17 protein-coding genes and 2 pseudogenes are annotated in these 20,542 nt (G+C 43.6%); 16 read left to right on the plus strand and 3 right to left on the minus strand.

What is annotated here, in order from left to right:
- Positions 1-4 precede the first annotated feature (4 nt).
- Positions 5-589, minus strand: coding sequence for a TetR/AcrR family transcriptional regulator (locus ON01_RS14560; protein WP_010531807.1), 585 nt, complete (start codon positions 587-589; stop codon positions 5-7).
- A 110-nt stretch (positions 590-699) separates the two neighbouring features.
- On the opposite strand from ON01_RS14560, the pseudogene ON01_RS14565 reads away from it, so the two are divergent.
- Both ON01_RS14565 and ON01_RS14570 read left to right on the plus strand, forming a co-directional pair.
- Positions 700-1,188: pseudogene (locus ON01_RS14565) on the plus strand (nucleoside hydrolase); the annotation flags it as partial.
- A 125-nt stretch (positions 1,189-1,313) separates the two neighbouring features.
- Positions 1,314-1,550: pseudogene (locus tag ON01_RS14570) on the plus strand (nucleoside transporter C-terminal domain-containing protein); the annotation flags it as partial.
- Between the two features lie 135 nt (positions 1,551-1,685).
- On the opposite strand, the gene ON01_RS14575 reads toward ON01_RS14570, so the two are convergent.
- Positions 1,686-2,780 carry a hypothetical protein gene (locus tag ON01_RS14575; protein WP_010531810.1) on the minus strand — a complete coding sequence of 365 codons (1,095 nt, stop codon included), beginning with the start codon at positions 2,778-2,780 and terminating at the stop codon, positions 1,686-1,688.
- A 461-nt stretch (positions 2,781-3,241) separates the two neighbouring features.
- A complete protein-coding gene (gene mscL, locus ON01_RS14580) occupies positions 3,242-3,730 on the minus strand; it encodes a large conductance mechanosensitive channel protein MscL (RefSeq protein ID WP_010531811.1) in 489 nt (162 codons plus the stop codon).
- 328 nt (positions 3,731-4,058) lie between these two features.
- Between mscL and ON01_RS14585 the strand changes: the two genes are divergently transcribed.
- From ON01_RS14585 to ON01_RS14645, 14 genes are all read left to right on the plus strand, one after another.
- The gene (locus tag ON01_RS14585; protein WP_010531812.1) at positions 4,059-5,537 is read left to right on the plus strand and encodes an amidohydrolase family protein; all 1,479 of its coding nucleotides are present in this window, start codon (positions 4,059-4,061) and stop codon (positions 5,535-5,537) included.
- Between the two features lie 450 nt (positions 5,538-5,987).
- On the plus strand, positions 5,988-6,623 hold the full coding sequence (locus ON01_RS14590) for a sigma-70 family RNA polymerase sigma factor (protein WP_010531813.1): 636 nt from the start codon (positions 5,988-5,990) through the stop codon (positions 6,621-6,623).
- Positions 6,610-6,759, plus strand: a complete 150-nt coding sequence (locus tag ON01_RS19020) for a YvrJ family protein (protein WP_010531814.1) — start codon at positions 6,610-6,612, stop codon at positions 6,757-6,759. The genes ON01_RS14590 and ON01_RS19020 overlap by 14 nt, the downstream gene beginning before the upstream one ends.
- Positions 6,760-6,764: 5 nt before the next feature.
- Complete coding sequence (locus ON01_RS14595) at positions 6,765-7,013, plus strand: helix-turn-helix domain-containing protein (protein WP_010531815.1); 249 nt, start codon at positions 6,765-6,767, stop codon at positions 7,011-7,013.
- A gap of 115 nt (positions 7,014-7,128) precedes the next feature.
- Entirely contained in the window at positions 7,129-9,147 is a 2,019-nt protein-coding gene (locus tag ON01_RS14600) for a M28 family peptidase (RefSeq protein ID WP_010531816.1), read from the plus strand.
- A 147-nt stretch (positions 9,148-9,294) separates the two neighbouring features.
- Positions 9,295-10,203, plus strand: a complete 909-nt coding sequence (locus ON01_RS14605; protein ID WP_010531817.1) for an isoaspartyl peptidase/L-asparaginase family protein — start codon at positions 9,295-9,297, stop codon at positions 10,201-10,203.
- A gap of 423 nt (positions 10,204-10,626) precedes the next feature.
- Complete coding sequence (locus ON01_RS14610) at positions 10,627-12,156, plus strand: BCCT family transporter (RefSeq protein WP_010531818.1); 1,530 nt, start codon at positions 10,627-10,629, stop codon at positions 12,154-12,156.
- 24 nt (positions 12,157-12,180) lie between these two features.
- Positions 12,181-12,879: a TetR/AcrR family transcriptional regulator gene (locus ON01_RS14615; protein ID WP_010531819.1), complete on the plus strand. Its 699-nt coding sequence runs from the start codon at positions 12,181-12,183 to the stop codon at positions 12,877-12,879.
- A gap of 45 nt (positions 12,880-12,924) precedes the next feature.
- Positions 12,925-14,973 carry a CocE/NonD family hydrolase gene (locus tag ON01_RS14620; protein WP_010531820.1) on the plus strand — a complete coding sequence of 683 codons (2,049 nt, stop codon included), beginning with the start codon at positions 12,925-12,927 and terminating at the stop codon, positions 14,971-14,973.
- A 324-nt stretch (positions 14,974-15,297) separates the two neighbouring features.
- On the plus strand, positions 15,298-16,146 hold the full coding sequence (locus ON01_RS14625; protein WP_010531821.1) for a MurR/RpiR family transcriptional regulator: 849 nt from the start codon (positions 15,298-15,300) through the stop codon (positions 16,144-16,146).
- Between the two features lie 16 nt (positions 16,147-16,162).
- Positions 16,163-17,302, plus strand: a complete 1,140-nt coding sequence (locus ON01_RS14630) for an amidohydrolase (RefSeq protein WP_010531822.1) — start codon at positions 16,163-16,165, stop codon at positions 17,300-17,302.
- The gene (locus ON01_RS14635) at positions 17,302-18,087 is read left to right on the plus strand and encodes a GNAT family N-acetyltransferase (RefSeq protein ID WP_010531823.1); all 786 of its coding nucleotides are present in this window, start codon (positions 17,302-17,304) and stop codon (positions 18,085-18,087) included. The genes ON01_RS14630 and ON01_RS14635 overlap by 1 nt, the downstream gene beginning before the upstream one ends.
- Positions 18,088-18,109: 22 nt before the next feature.
- Positions 18,110-19,222 (plus strand): o-succinylbenzoate synthase, encoded by a 1,113-nt coding sequence (menC, locus tag ON01_RS14640; protein ID WP_010531824.1) that lies wholly within the window; start codon positions 18,110-18,112, stop codon positions 19,220-19,222.
- A gap of 154 nt (positions 19,223-19,376) precedes the next feature.
- Positions 19,377-20,420: a YkvI family membrane protein gene (locus ON01_RS14645; RefSeq protein ID WP_010531825.1), complete on the plus strand. Its 1,044-nt coding sequence runs from the start codon at positions 19,377-19,379 to the stop codon at positions 20,418-20,420.
- Positions 20,421-20,542 lie beyond the last annotated feature (122 nt).

A 20,542-nucleotide genomic window follows, 5' to 3' on the forward strand; every position in this document is an offset into this window, starting at 1 on the left:
TTTTTCACTCCTTTATGGTTTGATTTAAGAATTGATTCATTAAAAATGTGGCTTGCTCGAGATTCTGATCAATTTGCTTTGAATCATAAATCATAACTCCCCAAAACAAGCCATTCCCAATAAAGATAAAGTAATCAATAATTGATTGGATTTCTGGGTTATGCAACTCAGGATATCTCATGCGAAGTTCACCCACTAAATGGTCAACCAACCAGTTGTTATATTCCTCCAGATATTCACGGACTTCTTTCTTGATATCCGATATCGGTGACGTCACCATCATGATATATGCCTTCGTTTCTTCTTCATTTTGCGTGTGATGAAAAACAATCCTGTTGAATAATTCAGAAAATAACGTGTTGATTGACGCTGCTTCATGATGTTCATAGGCCGTTTTCATGTTTGCAAAATGGTGATGAAGAATGCCCCGGATTGCTTGTATAAAAAGTTCCTGTTTATTAGTAAAGAAATAATAAATAGAAGCTGGTTTAATGCCAACCTTCTCGGCAATTTTCCGCATTGACGTTCCCTGGTATCCATATTCCGCAAAGTTTTCGATCGTTGCCTCGATAATCTTATCTCTTGTCATGTCTTCCTCCTAACTAATGTTTGTTAGGTAGAAATATTAGCACTACTTTTTTGTGTCGTCAATATTTTGAGAAAAATATTTTTTCTTTTTGTCCGGGTGGATGGGGTTTTATAGGCGTTACTCGGGCAGATTGTTATTTAGAACCTGCTATCCATGCAAGTCGTAAAATAGCTGATCGGTTTGGGAATGGAAAAGAAATAGAAATAGCAGCATCTACATCCCGTGGAAAAAATCCGTTTCCAAAAGATTGGCGTATGCATGCTTTTTTTATAGATGCGTTGCCCATTTTAAATGAATTTGATTATATAAAAACCAACCTGGCAAAACTTCCCACACATCAGCATATGATAGAAGCTATTCGGGGCAGTGAGGATCCGGTTAAGTTGGTATTTATTGGACCATTAACTGATTTGTCACGTGCACTTGATGAAGCGCCGGATATTGAAAATAATATTGATAAACTAGTATGGATGGGCGGAACATTTTTAGAAAATGGTAATGTAGAAGAACCGGAGCATGATGGTACAGCAGAGTGGAATGCCTTTTGGGATCCTGATGCTGCTAAAAAGGTCTGGGATAGTTCCATTTCCATTGATTTGAAGGTGTAACCATAACAGGGGGAAATGTGGGTTTTGATCAAGAGGTAGAAAATGCACTTTATACGATTCAAGTTGCTGATCCTGAAAAATATGTACCGGTTTACAAGGGTTATGAAGGCCCGATCATAATCGGGTTACCGTGGGAAGGTGCGATGCAGGCAGGTTCATATATTGGGCAGAAGTTTGTATTGAACGAGTTTGTTGCGTTTAGTTCCTTTTTAAAAGATATTTCATCTCTATCAGACAAGACGGTTGCGGTTGTAAGTTTCGCGTTATGTGGATTTGCTAACTTAGGTGCCATGGCTATGTTACTAGGTGGAATAGGCGGACTTTCACCTTCCCGCCGAGACGATTTAGCCAAAAATCACATCGGGAAGAAATGGGCCTGGCTGTATGCATGGATTTTGTATAAGACGATTACTTGAATTATGATGTTGACAAGATGTTACAACCTTGTAATTACCAGAGGGATCGCCCTCTGGCTTTTTCTGCTTGTGCTATTGATAGTTGACAACGGCAGGGGCGGGTTCTAGTTGCAGGACTTCTTTTGGTGTCATCAATGGTGTGTCGTTTTTGGTAAAAAGTTTAAACCCGCCGTATTGGATGGGCTGCTCGCGCACAAGACGTCCGTAAGCACTCTTTTTGATGGCGGCATCACCGAATCCATCGTAATTCAATGGGACTTCCACGTGATCGGTGGCATGGATTTTATCTTTATTTTGGATAATGCCATTGCCGAACTGGTGCACAAGGACCATCTTGTCAGATAGATTGTTCTGTTGAACCATTTGGTCGACGTAATCGACAGCTTTTTGAATATTTGCTCCGTCAACCTGGCCTAAATCCTCTCCGGGTATTTGCCCTTCGCCAACACTATATTCCGTATCAATAGCAAGATGGACATTGGGCTCTTTTAAATAGGGCTCTATTTTTTTGACAGCTTCCATTACTGAAGCACGGCCCAGCTGTATATCTAATAGTAACAAGGCATGTTCCTCTTGTGCCAATTTGATGTATTCTTTGATTACATCATCATTTGGCGGTGTAATATATAAACCCTGTGGACCGGGACTTCTCTGGGCAACCGTTGCAATCAATTCAATCGTTGGAATTGCCGGGCGCTCGGGGTCCAAATTGGAATATTCCTGTGTTTTTTCTTTCAGTTTTTTCATCATTTCATCCGGAGAATACCTGCCAAGAATCCCCATATTTTCCGAAAGCGGTGTGCCATAAAAGGCGACAAGTCGGTTGTTTTTCAACGGTCCGTTTGTGGTATCTTCTTTTCCTTTTAACAGGACATCACCAAGCGGGACACTTCTTTCGGGATCACCGCCTTGGGCTTCGTGGTGCGGTATTTCCCTTTTTTCCTGCTCGCTATAGTGGTCAGGTAATTTGTTTGCATCCTTATCGGGTTTCATCGCAGCGTATCCATTAATTAAGAGGAAGTCTTTTGCTTTTACGGCCGTTTGCATTCTTGGTTGCTCATGGACCATATCATCCTGTTCGCCTGATGGCCCTGTCTTGTCATTGCATGCCCCGAGCAGTATGAGGCAGGCAAACAGGCAAAGGGTTATCACGTGTTTCTTTGACAAGTTGATCACATCCCAATGGCTTGTATTGTCGAATAATAGGATTTGCTGTTTACCATACTATCAAAATAATCAGCTATTTGCCTATTGAAAACCTGATGCGTTTTTTAAGATTTTTAAGTAATTTGAATGGTCAACAAACACTTTTCCTGGTTTACCGGGGATCGAAATTTGTCGAACACTTATTGGTGATGGATGTATATTTAATGCAGCCTCAAGTATAATTCCCGAAAAGCAAGACAACTCGTGCGAGAGTCAGCGCAATGCGTGCAGCACAGTCTCATTAATAATGTTGATTTTTGGCTTCAGCCGAAAATCCGCCATTTCTATTTTTCTACAATGCTATGAAGAAATAGCGGCTTCAGCAAAGTTGGGGTGGGGTGCTGTTATATGCCACCGTTCCTGAGTAATGTTCAAAGTTGCTGATTTGTAAATGTTTTTTGGCAGGAATTGAACAGTTTACCTTATTTAATCCGCCACTTTGGCTCAGTTTTACGCATACGTTCTTGTGTTTCCAGCGCAGAGGAACAGTTCGGGCAAATCATTGCTAATGATGGGATTGGTGTGCAGCAAAACGGGCATTCTTTTTTAGTCATCGAATCGCTCGGATGCTGATGCGGTTTTTTCCAGCGGTTAATTTGCCTGACAACCAGAAAAACGGTGAATAAAATAAGCATAAAGCGAACGGAGGCCGTTATAAACAGCCCATAATTGATGGTGGCAGCACCTGCTTCTTTTGCTTGTTCCAGTGATGGATAAGTCGTACCATCCAGACTGATATATAGGTCTTGGAAGTTTATCTTGGAATACAATAGCCCAACTGGGGGCAAGAGAATATCTTTCACAAGTGAATCGATGAATCCACTAAATGCAGCACCTAAGACGACACCAACACCGATATCAACAGCGTTTCCTTTAATCGCAAATTGACGAAACTCCCGAAATAACCCCATGGATCCCAACTCCCTTCCATTTCCATTTTTATGATGAGCCGGGACAGACTATGAAGGTTGTATCTATTAACGGGTATCGGTGCGGTTTTTTGGAAGGGTGTTCATTTGTAGCGTACTCGGGGCTGAGAAAGCCAAGCAGCTTCGGTCAGGAACATATTGTATTGTAGCAAGCTTCGCCATAACGTTATTGGTAATTTTATATCTAAACATTTCTCGCGGAGTTGTATTTTTTGGGAATGTTCCCCATTTATAGATAGAGATGTCCGAGAGTGGAGGGGACATTGGATTAAAGAATGTCTAAAAAATTTATTGGGAGGTATACCACATTATGAGTATTAAACCCGCACCAGAACGAAAACCGGGTGAAGGACAAGGGCCATTTAAAAAATTATTTATAAAGGGGGCAACAATGATCGATGGTACAGGTGCACCGCCGAGAGGGCCTGTCAACATTATCATTGAAGGAAATCAGATTAAGGATGTCAAGGGCGGTATAGAATCTCCCCCTGAGGATGCGCAAGTAATTGATGCAAACGGCATGTATGTTATGCCAGGATTCGTAGACACACACGCGCACATTGGAGGTGAAGCACAAGGGACGCCTGCAGAGTATGTCTATAAATTGTGGATGGCTCACGGTGTAACAACTATTCGTGAACCTGGGTCTGGTAACGGTGTTGATTGGACTCTAAGCGAAAAAGAACGGAGTGCCAGCAATAAGATCGTGGCACCGCGTATCAGCGCTTATATTAGACCTGGTATGTGGGAAAGAGGAGCAGTTCGAACCCAAGAAGAGGCGCGAGATTTCGTCCGCTGGGCAGACACGAAGGGGGTCAACGGCTTTAAACTTTCGAGCTCAGATCCTCATGTGCTGAAGGCTTTGATCGATGAAGCAAATCAACGCGAACTTGGTTCTGCTGCACATCTGGAACAAACCATTGTTACACGTACCAATGCTTTAGATGCGGCTCGTATGGGGCTCGGTTCATTGGAACATTGGTACGGCTTACCAGAAGCGTTGTACGATGACCGTCTTGTTCAACACTATCCTGCTGATTACAATTATACAAATGAGTACGACCGCTTTAGTCGGGCTGGCCGTCTTTGGAAACAAGCTGCTGCCTTAGGTAGTGATAAGTGGAATACAGTCATGAACGAGTTATTGAATCTTAATTTTACATTAAGCCCAACTTTGACGATCTATGAAGCTACCAGAGATGTCATGAGAGCTCGGGAAGCAGAGTGGCATGGAACGTACACCCTGCCTTCTCTTCGGGATTTCTTTCAACCTGACCCTGAAAGTCATGGTTCATTCTTTTTTGATTGGACAACTGCTGATGAGGTTGCTTGGAAAGAAAACTACAAACTATGGATGGCATTCCTGAATGAATACAAAAATCGGGGAGGCCGTGTTACGACCGGTTCAGATTCTGGCTTCATTTACAAATTATATGGGTTTGGTTATATCCGTGAGCTAGAGTTACTGCAGGAATCCGGCTTTCATCCACTTGAAGTTATTCGGTCTGCAACGATGAATGGTGCCGAACTATTGTCCGAAGAAAATAATATTCCAATGGATTTCGGGGTCATTCGTCCGAATATGTTAGCGGATCTTGTTCTTGTTGGGGAAAACCCGCTGCATAATTTCAAAACCCTTTATGGAACGGGAACCATAAAATTAAACCCCGAAACAAATAAAGTTGAACGTGTCGGTGGGGTGGAGTACACGATCAAAGACGGCATTGTATACGATGCAAAAGAACTTTTATCTGACGTAGAACAGATTGTCAATGATGCGAAAGAATAGTCTGTAGTATAGGAACGGGAAAGTAAAATTATAGTATGGCCAACTGACAATAAAGAGCCCTCATGTTTTGCATGAGGGCTTTTTATGAATAACAACTATTTATTTTTTCTTTTATGAAGGTAAGATAGTATAGCCACAATTAAAGAAATGATTGAGATTGACACCATCAGGATTTGGTAAGTGGTCATTTAAATCCCTCCCCGCTATTTCGAATAATCATTCCTTTCCAACCTTTATTTATAAATACGAAAAGCACATGCGACAATACAATTCATTGACATACTTAAGCCAATATATTGAGATACGTGATAAAAGTCCTTGTTTTTAGATAAGCCTTATGACTCCTTTTATCTTTCAAAGAAGTTTTGTTATAGTGAATAGAACAAACGTTCCCATTAAAGGTTGTATTTTTACCGTGAAAACCCTTTTTTAATAGAAAGGAGGGAAAAAATGGAATTTAATTCATTGACCAAGCATGTTGATTCAGATGCACAAACACTATTTAAGTCATTTACTTCTCAGCATAGTCAGGCTTTGTCCAATTATGTTGTGCAGCGTTTTCTTAGCCAAGAGTCTAATTATCAGCTGTTTACGACAGCAATTTGTTTTCCTACAGAAGACAATTGGCGAAAACTGGATCAAGCATTTAGACAATTTTATACGGAAATTCGTTTCATCAATTACATTGCGAAGGTGTTATGGCGTTATGCGAAGGATTTCCGAGTTAAATATCAACGGGACGAGGCGCGTTATTTGGTCATTTTGGATGAGTCGATTCAAATAAAAGGGGAATCCTCGGCCATAACCTATAAAGATCAACTGGCAGAACACAGCGAAGATAGTACGCCTAAAGGAGAGAGCCTTCAGGATCAAGTTGAGGATGTACAGTTGCAAAAAGCCTTGAACCAACTAACTGACAAGCAATTGAAGGTCTTGGATAGCTATTATGTGCACAATATGACCCAAAAAGAAATAGCGCGTAATTTAGGGGGGTCACAACAATCCGTTTCAAAAATTTTGCAGACAACCTTAGATAAGCTTAAAGAATCTTATGGCAAGGGGGAAAAGAGACATGTCTTTCGTTGATTGGGTTAAGATGGTTCAAGATGTGGGATTTCCTATATTAGTTGTTATATATCTCATGTTTCGTTTAAATAAGAGATTTAGTCATCTAAATCAAACGGTACGTAGCTTAGTTAAAAAAATTCGTGAAAAAGGGTGAAAAATATGCGTCGATTGTATCACCTTGTTCAACACGCTAAAACAAATGATTCGGAATCCACCAAAGAAATCATTCACCGTTTTGATCCGAAAATTAAACAAACCAGTCGCTTCACAGGAAAATTTGAACGCGAAGATCTTGAGCAAGAGCTAAGGATTCGAATCGTAAAGGCCGTTGATAAATTTAAAACTGATGATACGCCTGGATTCAGAGAATTTATCAGCCACTTGTCAGAACAAAATAGCAACCAATGAAGACTCTATCATTTTTGTTAAAAAAATGAAACCAATGTTGTATTTTTTGATGACTTGTCCCTTATTAACAAATAGACTTCCGGAAGTTCACTAACTTACAAGGGAGGAATTTAGAATGAACCATATGATGGGTTTTTGTGAACAAAGTGCAGATCGAGAGCGTCAGTATGAACAGGTTTTTTCGAAACACGTAAGCAACGATTCAATTGCCGACTATTCCAAACATTTGGCAAGCCGGCCGTCCCGTGTTGGAACGTACGGAAATGAAGTAGCTCTTCGTTATAGTCTTGAAGAGCTTCAAAAAGCAGGGCTTGATGCTTACATTCAGTCGTATGATGTGTACATGTCAGTACCGCGGCAAATTTCGGTTAAGCAGATTGCGCCGGAAGAGCGGGAACTGGATGTCATAGAAGATGTGGATCCCAGCACCCCATTTGCAGATGAAATTGTCCCCGGCCACAACGCTTACTCACCGTCCGGTACAGTGGAAGGCGAATTGGTTTATGCCAACTACGGAAGACCTGAAGACTTTGAGGAACTCGAACGAAAAGGGATTTCTGTCAAAGATAAGATTGTGATCACCCGTTATGGTAAAACCTATCGCGGAATCAAACCGAAACAAGCTGCCAAACACGGCGCCATCGGAATGTTAATCTATTCCGATCCCATTGACGATGGCTATGTACAAGGGAAAGTGTACCCCGATGGACCTTGGCGCCCGGAAGACAGTATTCAACGCGGAAGTATTGTCCAGCTTGCTGAATACCCGGGAGATCCACTAACACCTGGCGAGCCGTCGAAAGAAGGTGTCCAGCGTCTGGATCCGAATGAAGCCAAATCTTTACCGACGATTCCTACTACCCCATTGTCATATGGACAGGCACGACATCTCCTAAACGCATTAGAGGGAGAAAAGGCTCCAGAGTTATGGCAAGGAGGATTACCATTTAATTATAATCTTGGACCAGGAGACACCAAAGTACGGATATCACTGGACATTGACTATGAACGACGCGATGTCAATAATGTCATCGCTCACATCCCGGGCTCGAAATACCCTGAACAAAAAGTTGTAGTCGGTGCCCATCGCGATGCGTGGGTGTATGGTGCAGAAGATAATATATCAGGATGGGTAACGGCAATGGAAATTGCTCGTGTCCTTGGAGAGTTATATAAAAAAGGTTGGCAGCCTGAGCGCACCATTATCATCGCCGGATGGGACGGAGAAGAATATGGACTGTTAGGCTCCACCGAATGGGCAGAAGATCAGGCTCAAGATCTTATAAAAAATGCCGTTGCTTACTTTAACATGGATGGTACAGCGGGACAATTTTTTGGAGCCTCTGCTGTTCCTTCCATTGAGAATATTATGTTTGAGGTAACAAAAGAAATTGTTGAACCAAGATCTGGTCAAGTTGCCACATCTATCTATGATGATTGGTATATCAGGTCTGACAACAATACACCGACTATAGGGTATCTGGGCAGCGGCTCAGACTACACGCCCTTTATTCAGCATCTCGGTATAGCTTCGGCAGACATTGGGTTTGACTATCCGACCGGCCTGTATCACAGTGCATATGCCAATTTGGATTCGCTAAAGTTTGTCGATCCGGGATACGAACACCAAGCTGCTGCATCTAAAATTGTTGGTTTGATGGCTTTGCGTTTTGCGAATGCCGACGTATTACCATTCCGTTATTCCAAGTATGCGGATCTAGTCATTCAATTGCTTAGGGACTTTAATGAAAAGTATACGTTTGGAGTTGATCTATCTGAAGTTATTGATCAGGCTCAGGCATGGAAATTAGCAATCACATCTCTGGAGCTTCAAGTCAGCAATTTAATTTCAGATGAGGTTGATCTTTCTGAAAGTGAAGACATTCAAAAAATTAATGAAGCCCTTCTCCAACAAGAACGCAATTTAACACAGTCAGAAGGGATTCCCGGGCGAACTTGGTATAAACATCAAATCTGGGCCCCAGGTCGTGATACTGGATATGCTGCTCAGCCACTGCCAGCGTTGGAACAAGCTTTGAAAGATGACAGTGAGGAAGACTTCAAAAATGCTGTTAAAGTGTTGAAACAAGCTCTCAAGGACGCAACACAGACGGCTATTCAGGCTGTTGAGTGATATATCTATTGAAAGAATAGAATCAAAGGATATTGTATTTCCACCGGGTTGTATTTTTGTTTAAGAATTCCTTTTTTATCAGTGTATCCTTTTTTCGCAGGGATACACTGGTGCAATATATTCGTGATTTCAGGGAGGAAAAAAGTTATGGGGAAGGTCGTTTTTGCGATTCATGGCGGAGCAGGAAGTATTGATATACCACCAGAAAAAGAACAAGAATACCGTGATACAATGCGGTCGGCGATTCGTGCAGGAAAAGAGAGATTGGATAAAAATGATTCGGGGGTTGCAGCAGTTGAGGCAGCCATTCGAATTCTGGAAGATTCTGTTCTGTTTAATGCGGGAAAGGGAGCTGTATTTACAACTGATGCTTCTCATGAATTGGATGCATCAATCATGTATGGCGAGAATTTACAAGCTGGAAGTGTCACGGGTGTGAAACATATTAAAAATCCAATAACTTTAGCACACAAAATGATCAACAACTCTCCCCACGTGATGCTGGCTGGTGAAGGGGCAGAAAAGTTTGGTATGGAACAGGGTGTGGAAACCGTCACCCAGGATTACTTTTATTCAAATAGGCGCTGGCAGTCTCTATTGGAAGCCAAAAATGAATCGGGTGAACAAAATGAATTCGGAACCGTTGGAGCCATCGCTTTAGACAAAAACGAAAACTTGGCAGCGGGAACATCCACAGGCGGTTTGACGAATAAAGCAGTCGGTCGAATTGGTGACTCTCCGATCATCGGCGCAGGCACTTATGCTAATAATGAAGGGGTAGCTGTGTCTGCAACAGGCAAGGGAGAAGTCTTCATGCGCGGCACGGCAGCTTCTGATATTAATGCATTGGTACAATATCAAAATTGGTCTATTGAAAATGCTGCATCTGAAGTCGTGCAAAAGAGACTCCCGGTATTGGGCGGAACAGGTGGAGTGATCGCTTTAAACCGTCAAGGTCAATTCGCATCTCCTCACTCTAGTCAAAATTTGCTTTATGGATATGTCACAGAGGATGATGAAATTTTTATTGACCTTTTTCCAGATGGGGCAATTTAAAATTTGTTAATTAGATATGGAGGGCCATGTCTCATAAGTCGTAACTCTTTGATTAAGATTTGAAAAGATAGACTTATAATTGAAACTTATCCCCCTTGTACCAAGGTAGCAACTAGTACAGGGGGATTTAATTGTTATTATATGATAACGCTTTAGAAAGATTGCTATAGGAGGGACTTGTTGTTCAATAAATTTACCCTTAATTTTTTGATAAATCCTATTCTTATGTTACTATGAACATGTTCATAAAATGAATAAGTTCATATAGACTTCCAAGAGGGGGCCAGGTTGATGACATCATCGAATAGATTGAATCCGTAACGAAGGATGGATACAGGCGAGTCACCCATTTTTCTGGAGAATTGGAAGACATGTTGTTTTAGGATTTGTTCAATATATTTATTGGAGGTATGTAAAAACGTTATGAATCAATCAAGAATTGAAAAGACCGTTTTTTGGCCATCACTAATATTAGTCGTTGTTGCAACATTGCTTCTTGTCATTTTTCGTGATACGGCTGGACCGATTGTCTCAAGTATGATGACAGGATTGACATATCGCCTGGACTGGGCGTTTGAGTTTCTGACAATTGGTTTATTCATCATCCTTATTTGGCTGATGATTGGACGTTATGGACGGGTGAAACTGGGCAATCCTGAAGATAAGCCGGAATTCTCCCGCTTCAGCTGGGGCGGTATGCTGTTCTGTGCTAGCATGGGAACGAGCATTATGTTCTGGTCGATTGTTGAACCGCTGTATTATTATACCGGCCCGCCGTTTGGCCTTGAAGCTGAGTCAACGGATGCTGCTGAATATGCCGTCAGTTATGGCTTGTTCCACTGGGGAATCTCAGCGTGGGCACTATATGCACTTCCGGCGGTTGTCATGGCATACAGCTTTTTTGTCCGGAAAAACCATTCATTGAAAATCAGTGCAGCCTGCCAGGGAGTATTGGGAAAACACGCAGATGGTCTGCTTGGAAAGGCAATTGATGTGCTTGTTATCTGGAGTATGATAGGCGGACTTGGAACGTCGCTGGGTCTCGGTGTGCCGATGGTAGCGGCTGTCGTAGGTAATTTGTTTGGCATCGAACCGTCTACATGGCTCAATATTGCCATCATTATTATCTGGACATTTATTTTTAGTTCCAGTGCATATCTTGGACTTTATAAAGGTATCAGGAAATTGAGTGACTGGAATGTCTACATGGCACTTGGTCTTGCCTTGTTCGTTATTATTGTCGGGCCGACGCTCTTTATTCTTTCGTATTTCACCAATAGTATGGGTCTTATGTTGGATAATTTTATGCGCATGAGTTTGTATACAGACCCAATAGAACAGGGTGGGTTTCCGCAGACGTGGACCGTATTTTATTGGGCATGGTTTGCGGCAACCGCGCCGTTCATAGGTATATTTGTCGCGCGGATTTCGCGGGGTAGGAGTATCCGTGAACTGGTTTCTAATGTGCTGCTTTGGGGGTCACTCGGCAGCTGGCTGTACTTTGGTGTATTCGGTGGATATGCGATGAATCTTGATTTAACTGGAAAGTTAGATTTAACGAGTGTCCTTACTGAACAGGGCGAAACGGCTGTCATTGTTGAAGTGCTTAGCTCATTGCCGCTTCCGGTTCTTGTTTCAGTCTTCTTTGTCATTCTCGGATTTGTCTTTCTGGCAACGTCACTGGATTCAGCCAGCTATGTGATTGCCAGTGTGGCTACGAAGGAACTCGGTCTTAAATCCGAGCCTGCTAGGTGGCATCGGCTGTTGTGGGGAATCCTTTTATCAGCACTCGCGATCAGCCTGACGGTTGCCGGTGGACTGGATGTTGTTCAAACTTCCTCGGTGTTTGTGTCAGTACCGGTGCTCATCATGTATGTATTGATGGCTGCTTCGTTGGTTAAATGGCTCAAAGAGGGAGAACACTTGCACACTTATGTGAAAAGCAAACATTAAATCGTTTGACGAGAGGTGATAATCATGAGCAACAATCGCAAGGATATTCAGCGAGCCCGCATGTGGCGCTATTTTTTGGAAGCGGCTGTAGACGTGATTGAAAAGGAAGGAATCCGGAATGTTACAATTCGCAAAATAGCCGATCAAGCCGGTTTTACCAGTTCGACGGCCTATAATTATTTCAGGGATTTATCTCATTTGAAATTCTTTGCGGCCATGCGTTTTACAACAGACTATATAGAAGATCTCCCTGTATATATGCGTAAGGGAGCCAACACAATCGAAAAATGGCTTTACGCATGGAAATGCTTTTGCATTTACTCCTTTGAGCAGCCTGAAATTTATTCGGTCATATTCATGGAGGATCTGGGTTCGACACCGGAAGATTTCCTCGACGAATACTATCGGATATATAAAGAAGATCTGATAGGGCTGCCAGAGGCAATCAAACCTCTCGTTATGGAGCATAGTTTTGCGAAACGAAGCGCCACATATATCCAGAGTGCAGTGGATGAGGGAATGCTTGAACAAAAAGATGTCGACTTCGTTGCCGATATCACATTGATGATCTGGAAAGGCATGATCAATACTCTGATGAATAAACGGCGGGATTTTACCAAAGAGGAAGCGATTGAAAAAACATTGCTATATGTCTATAAGAACGTGATGTATTTAATCCCGCCGGAAAAACAATCCGAAATAAACGTGAACCTGAAACTGTAAACTGTTCTATAGGATTTAACACAATCGGTAGAAAGGCTGAATATATTGGTTTTTAATATAAAAGATAACGAAAACAGACGTGTAAAAACAGAATTTCCGAGATCAATCGAAAAATGGGAACATGTGTGGATCCCCATGTCTGACGGGGCAAAATTGGCAGCGACCATCTGGATTCCGGAAGATGCGCATGACAACCCGGTTCCGGCGCTGCTTGAATATTTGCCATATCGGAAGAATGATTTTACGGCCATCCGGGATTCGGCTCGACATCCTTATTTTGCCGGCCACGGTTATGCCAGCATCCGGCTCGATATCAGAGGGACTGGTGATTCAGATGGTGTGCTGCTCGATGAATATTTGAAACAGGAGCAGGATGATTGTCTCGAAGTGCTTGACTGGATTGAGAAGCAACCGTGGAGCACCGGAGCAGTAGGTATGTTCGGAAAATCCTGGGGCGGTTTCAATAGCCTCCAGGTTGCTGCCCGACAGCATCCGGCCTTAAAAACCATTATTACACTCTGCTCAACAGACGACCGGTATGCCGATGATGTCCACTACCGCGGAGGAAATATTATGGGGCAGGATATGCTCTGGTGGGCATCAACTATGTTTGCCTACAATGCCCGACCGCAAGACCCGGCTGTTGTCGGTGCCGGCTGGAAAGAAAACTGGCTTGAACGGCTGAATACGCCACCATTTGTGGAAGCCTGGCTGAGTCATCAGAGGCGGGATGACTATTGGAAGCATGGTTCGGTATGTGAAGATTACTCGGATGTAGGCATACCGGTATTTGTGGTCAGCGGCTGGCAGGACGGTTATACAGATGCCGTGTTCCGGATGCTGGAGAATTTGCCGAATGCCAAAGGCCTGATTGGTCCATGGGCGCATGAATTTCCGGAAGTGGCCACGCCTGAACCTGCTATTGGATTCTTGCAGGAATGCCTGCGCTGGTGGGATCAATGGCTAAAGGGTATCGATACTGGCATCAAGGATGAACCGCAGCTAATTTCCTGGATTCAGGAAAGTGAACTACCGGAAGTGACGTATGATGAACGGCCGGGAAAATGGGTGGCCGATCAGAATTGGCCATCAAGCACTGTCACATATCAATCACTATGGCCATCGGAAGGAAAACTTGTTCAGCATGTTTCAGATGAGAAAAAAATGATGGTTACGGGTATGCAGGAACATGGCTATTACGCAGGTGTATTCTGCCCATTTGGCCAGCCTGGAGATTTGCCTGCCGATCAGCGCCTTGAAAATGGGAAATCAGTCGTTTTTGAGTCCGAACCACTTGAAGAAACAATCGAACTTTTGGGTAAACCCGTTTTCCACGCCGACGTGTCATCTGATCAGGAAAATGCAATTCTTGCCGTCAGACTATGTGATAAAGCCCCAACAGGCGAGTCAACACTGATAAGCTGGGGAATGCTGAATCTTACCCATCGTGACTCGCATGAACATCCTGAACCGCTCGAGCCAGGTAAGCGATATAACATAGAAATCGGTATGGATGTGCTGGGCCAGCAAATACCAGCAGGCCACCGTTTGGAAGTGTCTGTTGCACCGACCTACTGGCCACAGGCATGGCCTTCACCAAAACTGGTGAGCCTGTTGCTCTATAGCGGTGCTGGAACGCATATCGATTTGCCGGTTCGGACACCGCAGAAAGTGGATGCATCATGGCAAGAGCATTTCGACCGTCCGGAAATTTCCGACGTCATGGAGAAGGAGATTCTTCGGGAAGAAGAACGCACAAGGGATCTCATTCATGACACGGTAAACGATGTCTGGACATTGTATGATTACTCCGATGAAGGTGAACGCCGCCTGCCGGACAATAACATGGAATATGGCAGCATCAACAAAAACACCTATACCATTAAAGGTAATGATCCGCTGTCAGCACATGTAACATGTGAATGGGATTTGAAAGTCGGACGCGGTGAATGGCAGACAAGACTCAAAACGTACAGTGAAATGACCAGTGATGCGACAACATTTTATTTAACAAATACGATCACAGCCTTCGAAAATGAGGAAGAAATTTTTAATAAGACATGGAAAAAAGAAATACCACGAGATCATGTATGATAAGGAGAGGAGACCAGCCCGGAGCGATTGCGCTCCGGGCTGTTTAGGTGCCTGTCACTTACCGAAGTTTGTCGGATTTTGTCGGAATACTGCTGCATTCTTACACACGGTGCCATTTAGACAAGTAATAATGTAACATTGGTTTATACAGGTAGACGTATTACTAATTGTATGCTTAGCAATTATTGGAGTTTTCATTCAATGAGAAATGTTGTCAAACGTTAATATCTATGATAGATTGATTTCATTATGAAGGTTTTCCTTATTTCTGACATTTAAATAAAGGATATGCTTCATCACCTTCTGCATCACGGAGGCTTTTCTATGGAAGGTATATATCAGAAAATTTCGTCTAAACAGCATGCGTTTTCAAAACAACTGTTGAAGATTGCATCTTATCTATATGATGATCCCAAATTATTTGCGATGCACTCTGCTGAAGAAGCGGGGAAAATAGTGGGAGTCAGCGAGACAACGGTGATTCGTTTTTGTCAGAAGTTGGGTTATAGTGGCTATCGATCGCTGCAGGCGGATATTCAGCATCAGCTTTTTGAACGGAGTACATTAACGGAATTTATCGGGGAAAAATCCGAGACGTACGGCGGGCAGTCATTTGATTCCATAAAAGGCTTGATGGCGAATGATCTTCAAGCGATTCAGCAAACCAAGGAGCGATTATCCGAGGAAAAACTCGAAACGGCGGTTGCGAAACTTGCTTCCTGTGATCAGGCATTGGTTGCGGGTGTTCGCTCATCCCATGCCTTGGCAAGCTGGTTTGCCTTTGCACTTGATTTGATTATGGGAAAAACACGGGTTTATCAGCCAAATGTGGATGATGTGTTACTGCGGATCAGTGCGCTTACCACGAAGAGTGTGGTCGTCGCTTTTTCGTTTCATCGCTATGCGAAAGACACGATTCATATTGCTAAATTGGCCAAACAGCAAGGGGCGTTTGTCATCGCATTTACTGATTCCCCTGCAGCACCGATTACTAAGTATGCCAGTCTTACAATACCAGTACAGCTGCAGGGTAAGTCCACCCTTGATATGGCACCAACCGTGATGTCCATAACTAATAGTATTGTGTCAGCTATTTCGCTCGAGAATGCGGAGGCGTTTCAAGAGCGTGCAGCACGATTTGATGCGATAGACGGGCAAGATTTTTTCGCGTAATTGGAGGAAGAACTATATGGAAACGAACGGTTATAAGTTAGCAGATGAACTAAACCGAATCTTTGATTATTTGCATAGGTATCCTGAAGTCAGCTGGGAAGAAAAGGGGACGAGCGATTATATTCAATCCCTGGTGTCCCGGTATGATTGTAAGGTTACGAGGTTTGATGATTGTGCCGGTGTTGTGGTTGAAATCGGTAACGGAGCCCCGGTAATTGCCTTAAGGGCAGACATGGATGCGTTGTGGCAGGAGGTTCACGGTACGTTCCAGGCAAATCACTCTTGCGGTCATGATGCGCATATGACCATTGCCCTCGGCGTTTTTCTGACTATGATGGAAAACGGAATCCCAGAAACGGGGACCTTTCGTTTTATATTTCAGCCGGCCGAAGAGAAGGGAAACGGCGCATTGAAAATGGTCGATAAGGGCGTTGTGGATGATGTCGATTTTCTTTATGGTATGCATCTTCGTCCGGCAGAGGAGCTTTCGAATGGACGGTTTGCTCCAGCGATTCAGCACGGAGCGGCAAGGTTTATTAAAGGTACCATTCAAGGGGAAGATGCGCATGGGGCACGTCCGCATTTAAATGCGAATGCGATCCAAGTCGGAAGTGAATTTTTTCAACACTTAAATAACATCCAGATAGACCCGCGAATTCCCTATTCCGTAAAAATGACTGCTTTCCAGGCGGGGGGAAAAAGCGCCAATATTATTCCCGGAAGTGCTACCTTTTCGTTGGACCTCCGGGCACAAAACAATGATGTGATGCACCAGGTGAACGATAAGGTAGAAAAGATTGCGTCGATGCTTGGGGATTATCATCAGGTTGCCATTCAATTGGAAACGAATGCCGATGTGGCCGCAGCAGTACTCGATGATGATGCACTTGGCATGATGGATGAGGCGATTGTAAATCAGGCAGGTGAAGCCAGCACAGCACCGATGATTACAACAACCGGCGGCGATGATTTTCATTTTTATACACTCAAGCGTCCGTCTTTAAAAGCAACGATGCTGGCAATTGGCTGCGATTTAAGACCTGGCTTGCACCATCCAGAAATGACGTTTGATCGAAGTGTGATACCGACTGCGGTCTCGATCCTGACCGATTGTTTAACGCGAACAGCCAAGACATGCAGCAGGAGGGAAGAATGATGACAGAAATCACAATCAAAAGCTTGTCAACGATGGCGGAACTGCACGCGATGCAAAAGGTGGAATCGGCGGTATGGCATATGGATCCAGTTCCTGACCACCAAACATTCACTGCGCTGAAAAATGGCGGTATCTTGCTGGGAGCTTATGATGGAGATAAAATGGTAGGTTTTTTATATAGTTTTCCCGGATTCAAAGATAGCACCTCTTACTTGTGTTCCCACATGATGGGAATTTTGCCTGCATATCAAACGAGTGGAGCCGGCGTTCGTCTCAAGTTAAAGCAGGCCGAGGTGGCCCGAGAGATGGGATACCGTCTGATTACATGGACTTTTGATCCGCTGGAAAGCCGGAATGCTTACTTGAATTTGCATAAACTGGAGGCGGTCGGTGCATGGTACAAGGCAAATTATTACGGTGACATGCAAGATGACTTGAACCAGGGGCTGCCGTCAGACCGGGTTCATATTATGTGGGATTTAACTCGTTCGAACGCCAATCCTGCTGCCCAGTTTCAGGGTGAACAGGTCCTGCTTGATGGCGATCAAGGTCGTGCGCCGGTTGTGAAGGCGGCGTTTCATACGGCCGATTTTTCAACTGATAACACCTACTTTGTAGCGATCCCCAGAAAATTTCAGGCCATCAAACAAACCAGCTTCGAGCTTGCCAAAGAATGGCGGCTGGAAACACGGAAGGTTTTTGAGCAATTGTTTGAACGGGGCTTTCGGGCAGTGGATCTGCTGCAGAGCGATGAGGATTATAGTTATTACGTGTTTGCCAAATGAATAGATGAGGGAGTGGGTCGTCATGAATCTAATCAAACAGATAAAGCTAAGAAAATTAAACATGCACTTGAAGCATCCGTTTACGACAAGTTTTGGCACAATGCAGGATAAGGAATTTTTTATCGCAGAAGCAATCGATGGTGAGGGAAACCGCGGATTCGGGGAGTCGGTGGCCTTTTCTTATCCCTGGTACAGTGAGGAAACGGTCGGGACTAACTGGCATGTCATGACGGATTTCCTGATACCGATTTTGCAGGAAAATGCGATTTCCCACCCGGACGATGTGTCTGCTTTCTTTCAGCCAATCAAACGAAATAATATGGCTAAATCAACGTTGGAAGGCGCTGTATGGGATCTTTATGCGAAACAAAATAATAAGACGCTTGCCAGTGCATTAGGTGGGGAAAAAGAAGAAATCGGTGTTGGCATCAGTATTGGGATTCAACCATCTGTTGAAGCGCTTCTGGATAAAGTGGATTATTTTGTCAATGAAGGTTATAAGCGAATTAAGATCAAAATCAAGCCTGGCTGGGACGTCGATGTGCTGCAAAATGTGCGGGAGCGCTTTCCGGAGATACCGATAATGGCGGATGCCAATTCCGCGTATACATTAAATGATATGGAACATTTGAAGCAGCTGGATGATTTGAATTTGATGATGATCGAACAGCCGCTTGCACATGATGACATTATTGATCATGCGACATTGCAGGCGAACATGGCGACGCCGGTTTGTCTGGATGAAAGCATCCATTCACTTGAAGATACACGAAAAGCAGTGGAACTGGGAAGCTGCAAGATCATTAACATCAAAATAGGCCGTGTTGGCGGGCTTTCAGAAGCTAAGCGGATTCATGACTATTGCCGGAACAATGGTATCGATGTATGGTGCGGCGGCATGCTGGAAGCTGGCGTCGGACGAGCCCATAACATTGCCCTGACGACATTGCCGGGATTCACCTTGCCGGGAGATACAGCCGGATCGTTACTATACTGGGAAAAAGATATTATTAAGCCGGTCGTGAATGTGGAAAACGGCGTGATTCAGGTGCCTAACAAGCCGGGAATTGGATATGAGATTGATGAGGAAGCTTTGGAAGAGTTTACCGTTGATGTCCGGACGTTTGATTTCTAAGTGGCAGAAAAATCGGGAATTCAATGGTTGCTCCTGCAATTTCTTTATTCATGGAAAGAATTTCACCTGTGAACTGCCCTTACTGAACAGGGCATGGTGTTTTTCTTTTTAATTAGTAGTCGAAATATTATTGCAATTAAAAGGGGTTATTAAGTTGAAAAAAAGTTTGCAAATTGCGGGCGCTTATATTGGATTATTAGTCGGAGCAGGCTTTGCGTCCGGTCAGGAGATTATCCAGTTTTTCACCAGCTTTGGCTGGATGAGTGTAATTGGGGCGGGTGTTGCTACTGTGTTATTTGCATTTCTGGGGATGCAGATTATGCAGATTGGTTCACGGCTGCAAACCACTTCCCATAAAGACGTCATTTATCAAATTTGCGGCAAGTATGTTGGAACGGTCATTGATTACCTGGTCACGTTTTTCTTGTTTGGCGTAGCATCCGTTATGATTGCTGGAAGCGGCTCTATTTTTCAGCAACAATTTGGGATTCCTCCAATGATCGGTGCATTCATTCTGACATTATTGGTAATCCTAACGCTCTGCCTGAATGTAAAAAAGGTGATTTCGATTATTAGTATGATTACGCCGTTGCTTCTCCTGCTGATTTTTGTGATTGCCATTTATTCTATCATAACGAATCAAGCCGGACTGGCTAAACTTGACAGCACCATCTCACAGCAGCCATCAGCTGCACCTAATTGGCTGATGGGCGGTATGTTGTATGTCTCCTATAATATTGCTGCAGGTGTATCCATGCTTGCAATCGTAGGCGGTACCGTAAAGAATAAAAAGGTTGCGAGTCTCGGCGGTTTATTAGGTGGTCTTGGACTGGGTCTTTTACTGTTTTTAATCAATTTAGGCTTGTTTATGAATGCTGATATAATTGAAGGAGCTGAAATGCCGACATTATTGCTGGCGTCCAATCTGTCGCCCGTGCTCGGTTTCCTGATGACAATTGCTCTATTGGGGATGATTTACAATACAGCAGTTGGCATGTTATATGCTTTCACAGCCCGTTTTGTCCAGCCGCAAACACCACGCTTTAAGAGAAGTGTTGTCGTGATCAGCTCGTTATCATTTTGTGCCAGTTTTGTAGGTTTTACCGAATTGGTTGGTTCTGTTTATCCGATCACCGGCTATTTGGGTTTTATACTGATCGCAGCTATATTTCTGTCTTGGATTTGGGGGCGCAGGTAGGGTGCCTGTCACTTCCCGAGTTTTGTCAGTTACCGTGTTTGTGGAAAGACTGCTCTTATCACGCTTCAAATTCCTCCATGAAAACTATTGATATCAAAAAGTTCTCTTGTTTAAAGCAGATT

It is taken from the genome of Lentibacillus jeotgali, assembly GCF_000224785.1.
GTDB classification, from domain to species: domain Bacteria; phylum Bacillota; class Bacilli; order Bacillales; family Amphibacillaceae; genus Lentibacillus; species Lentibacillus jeotgali.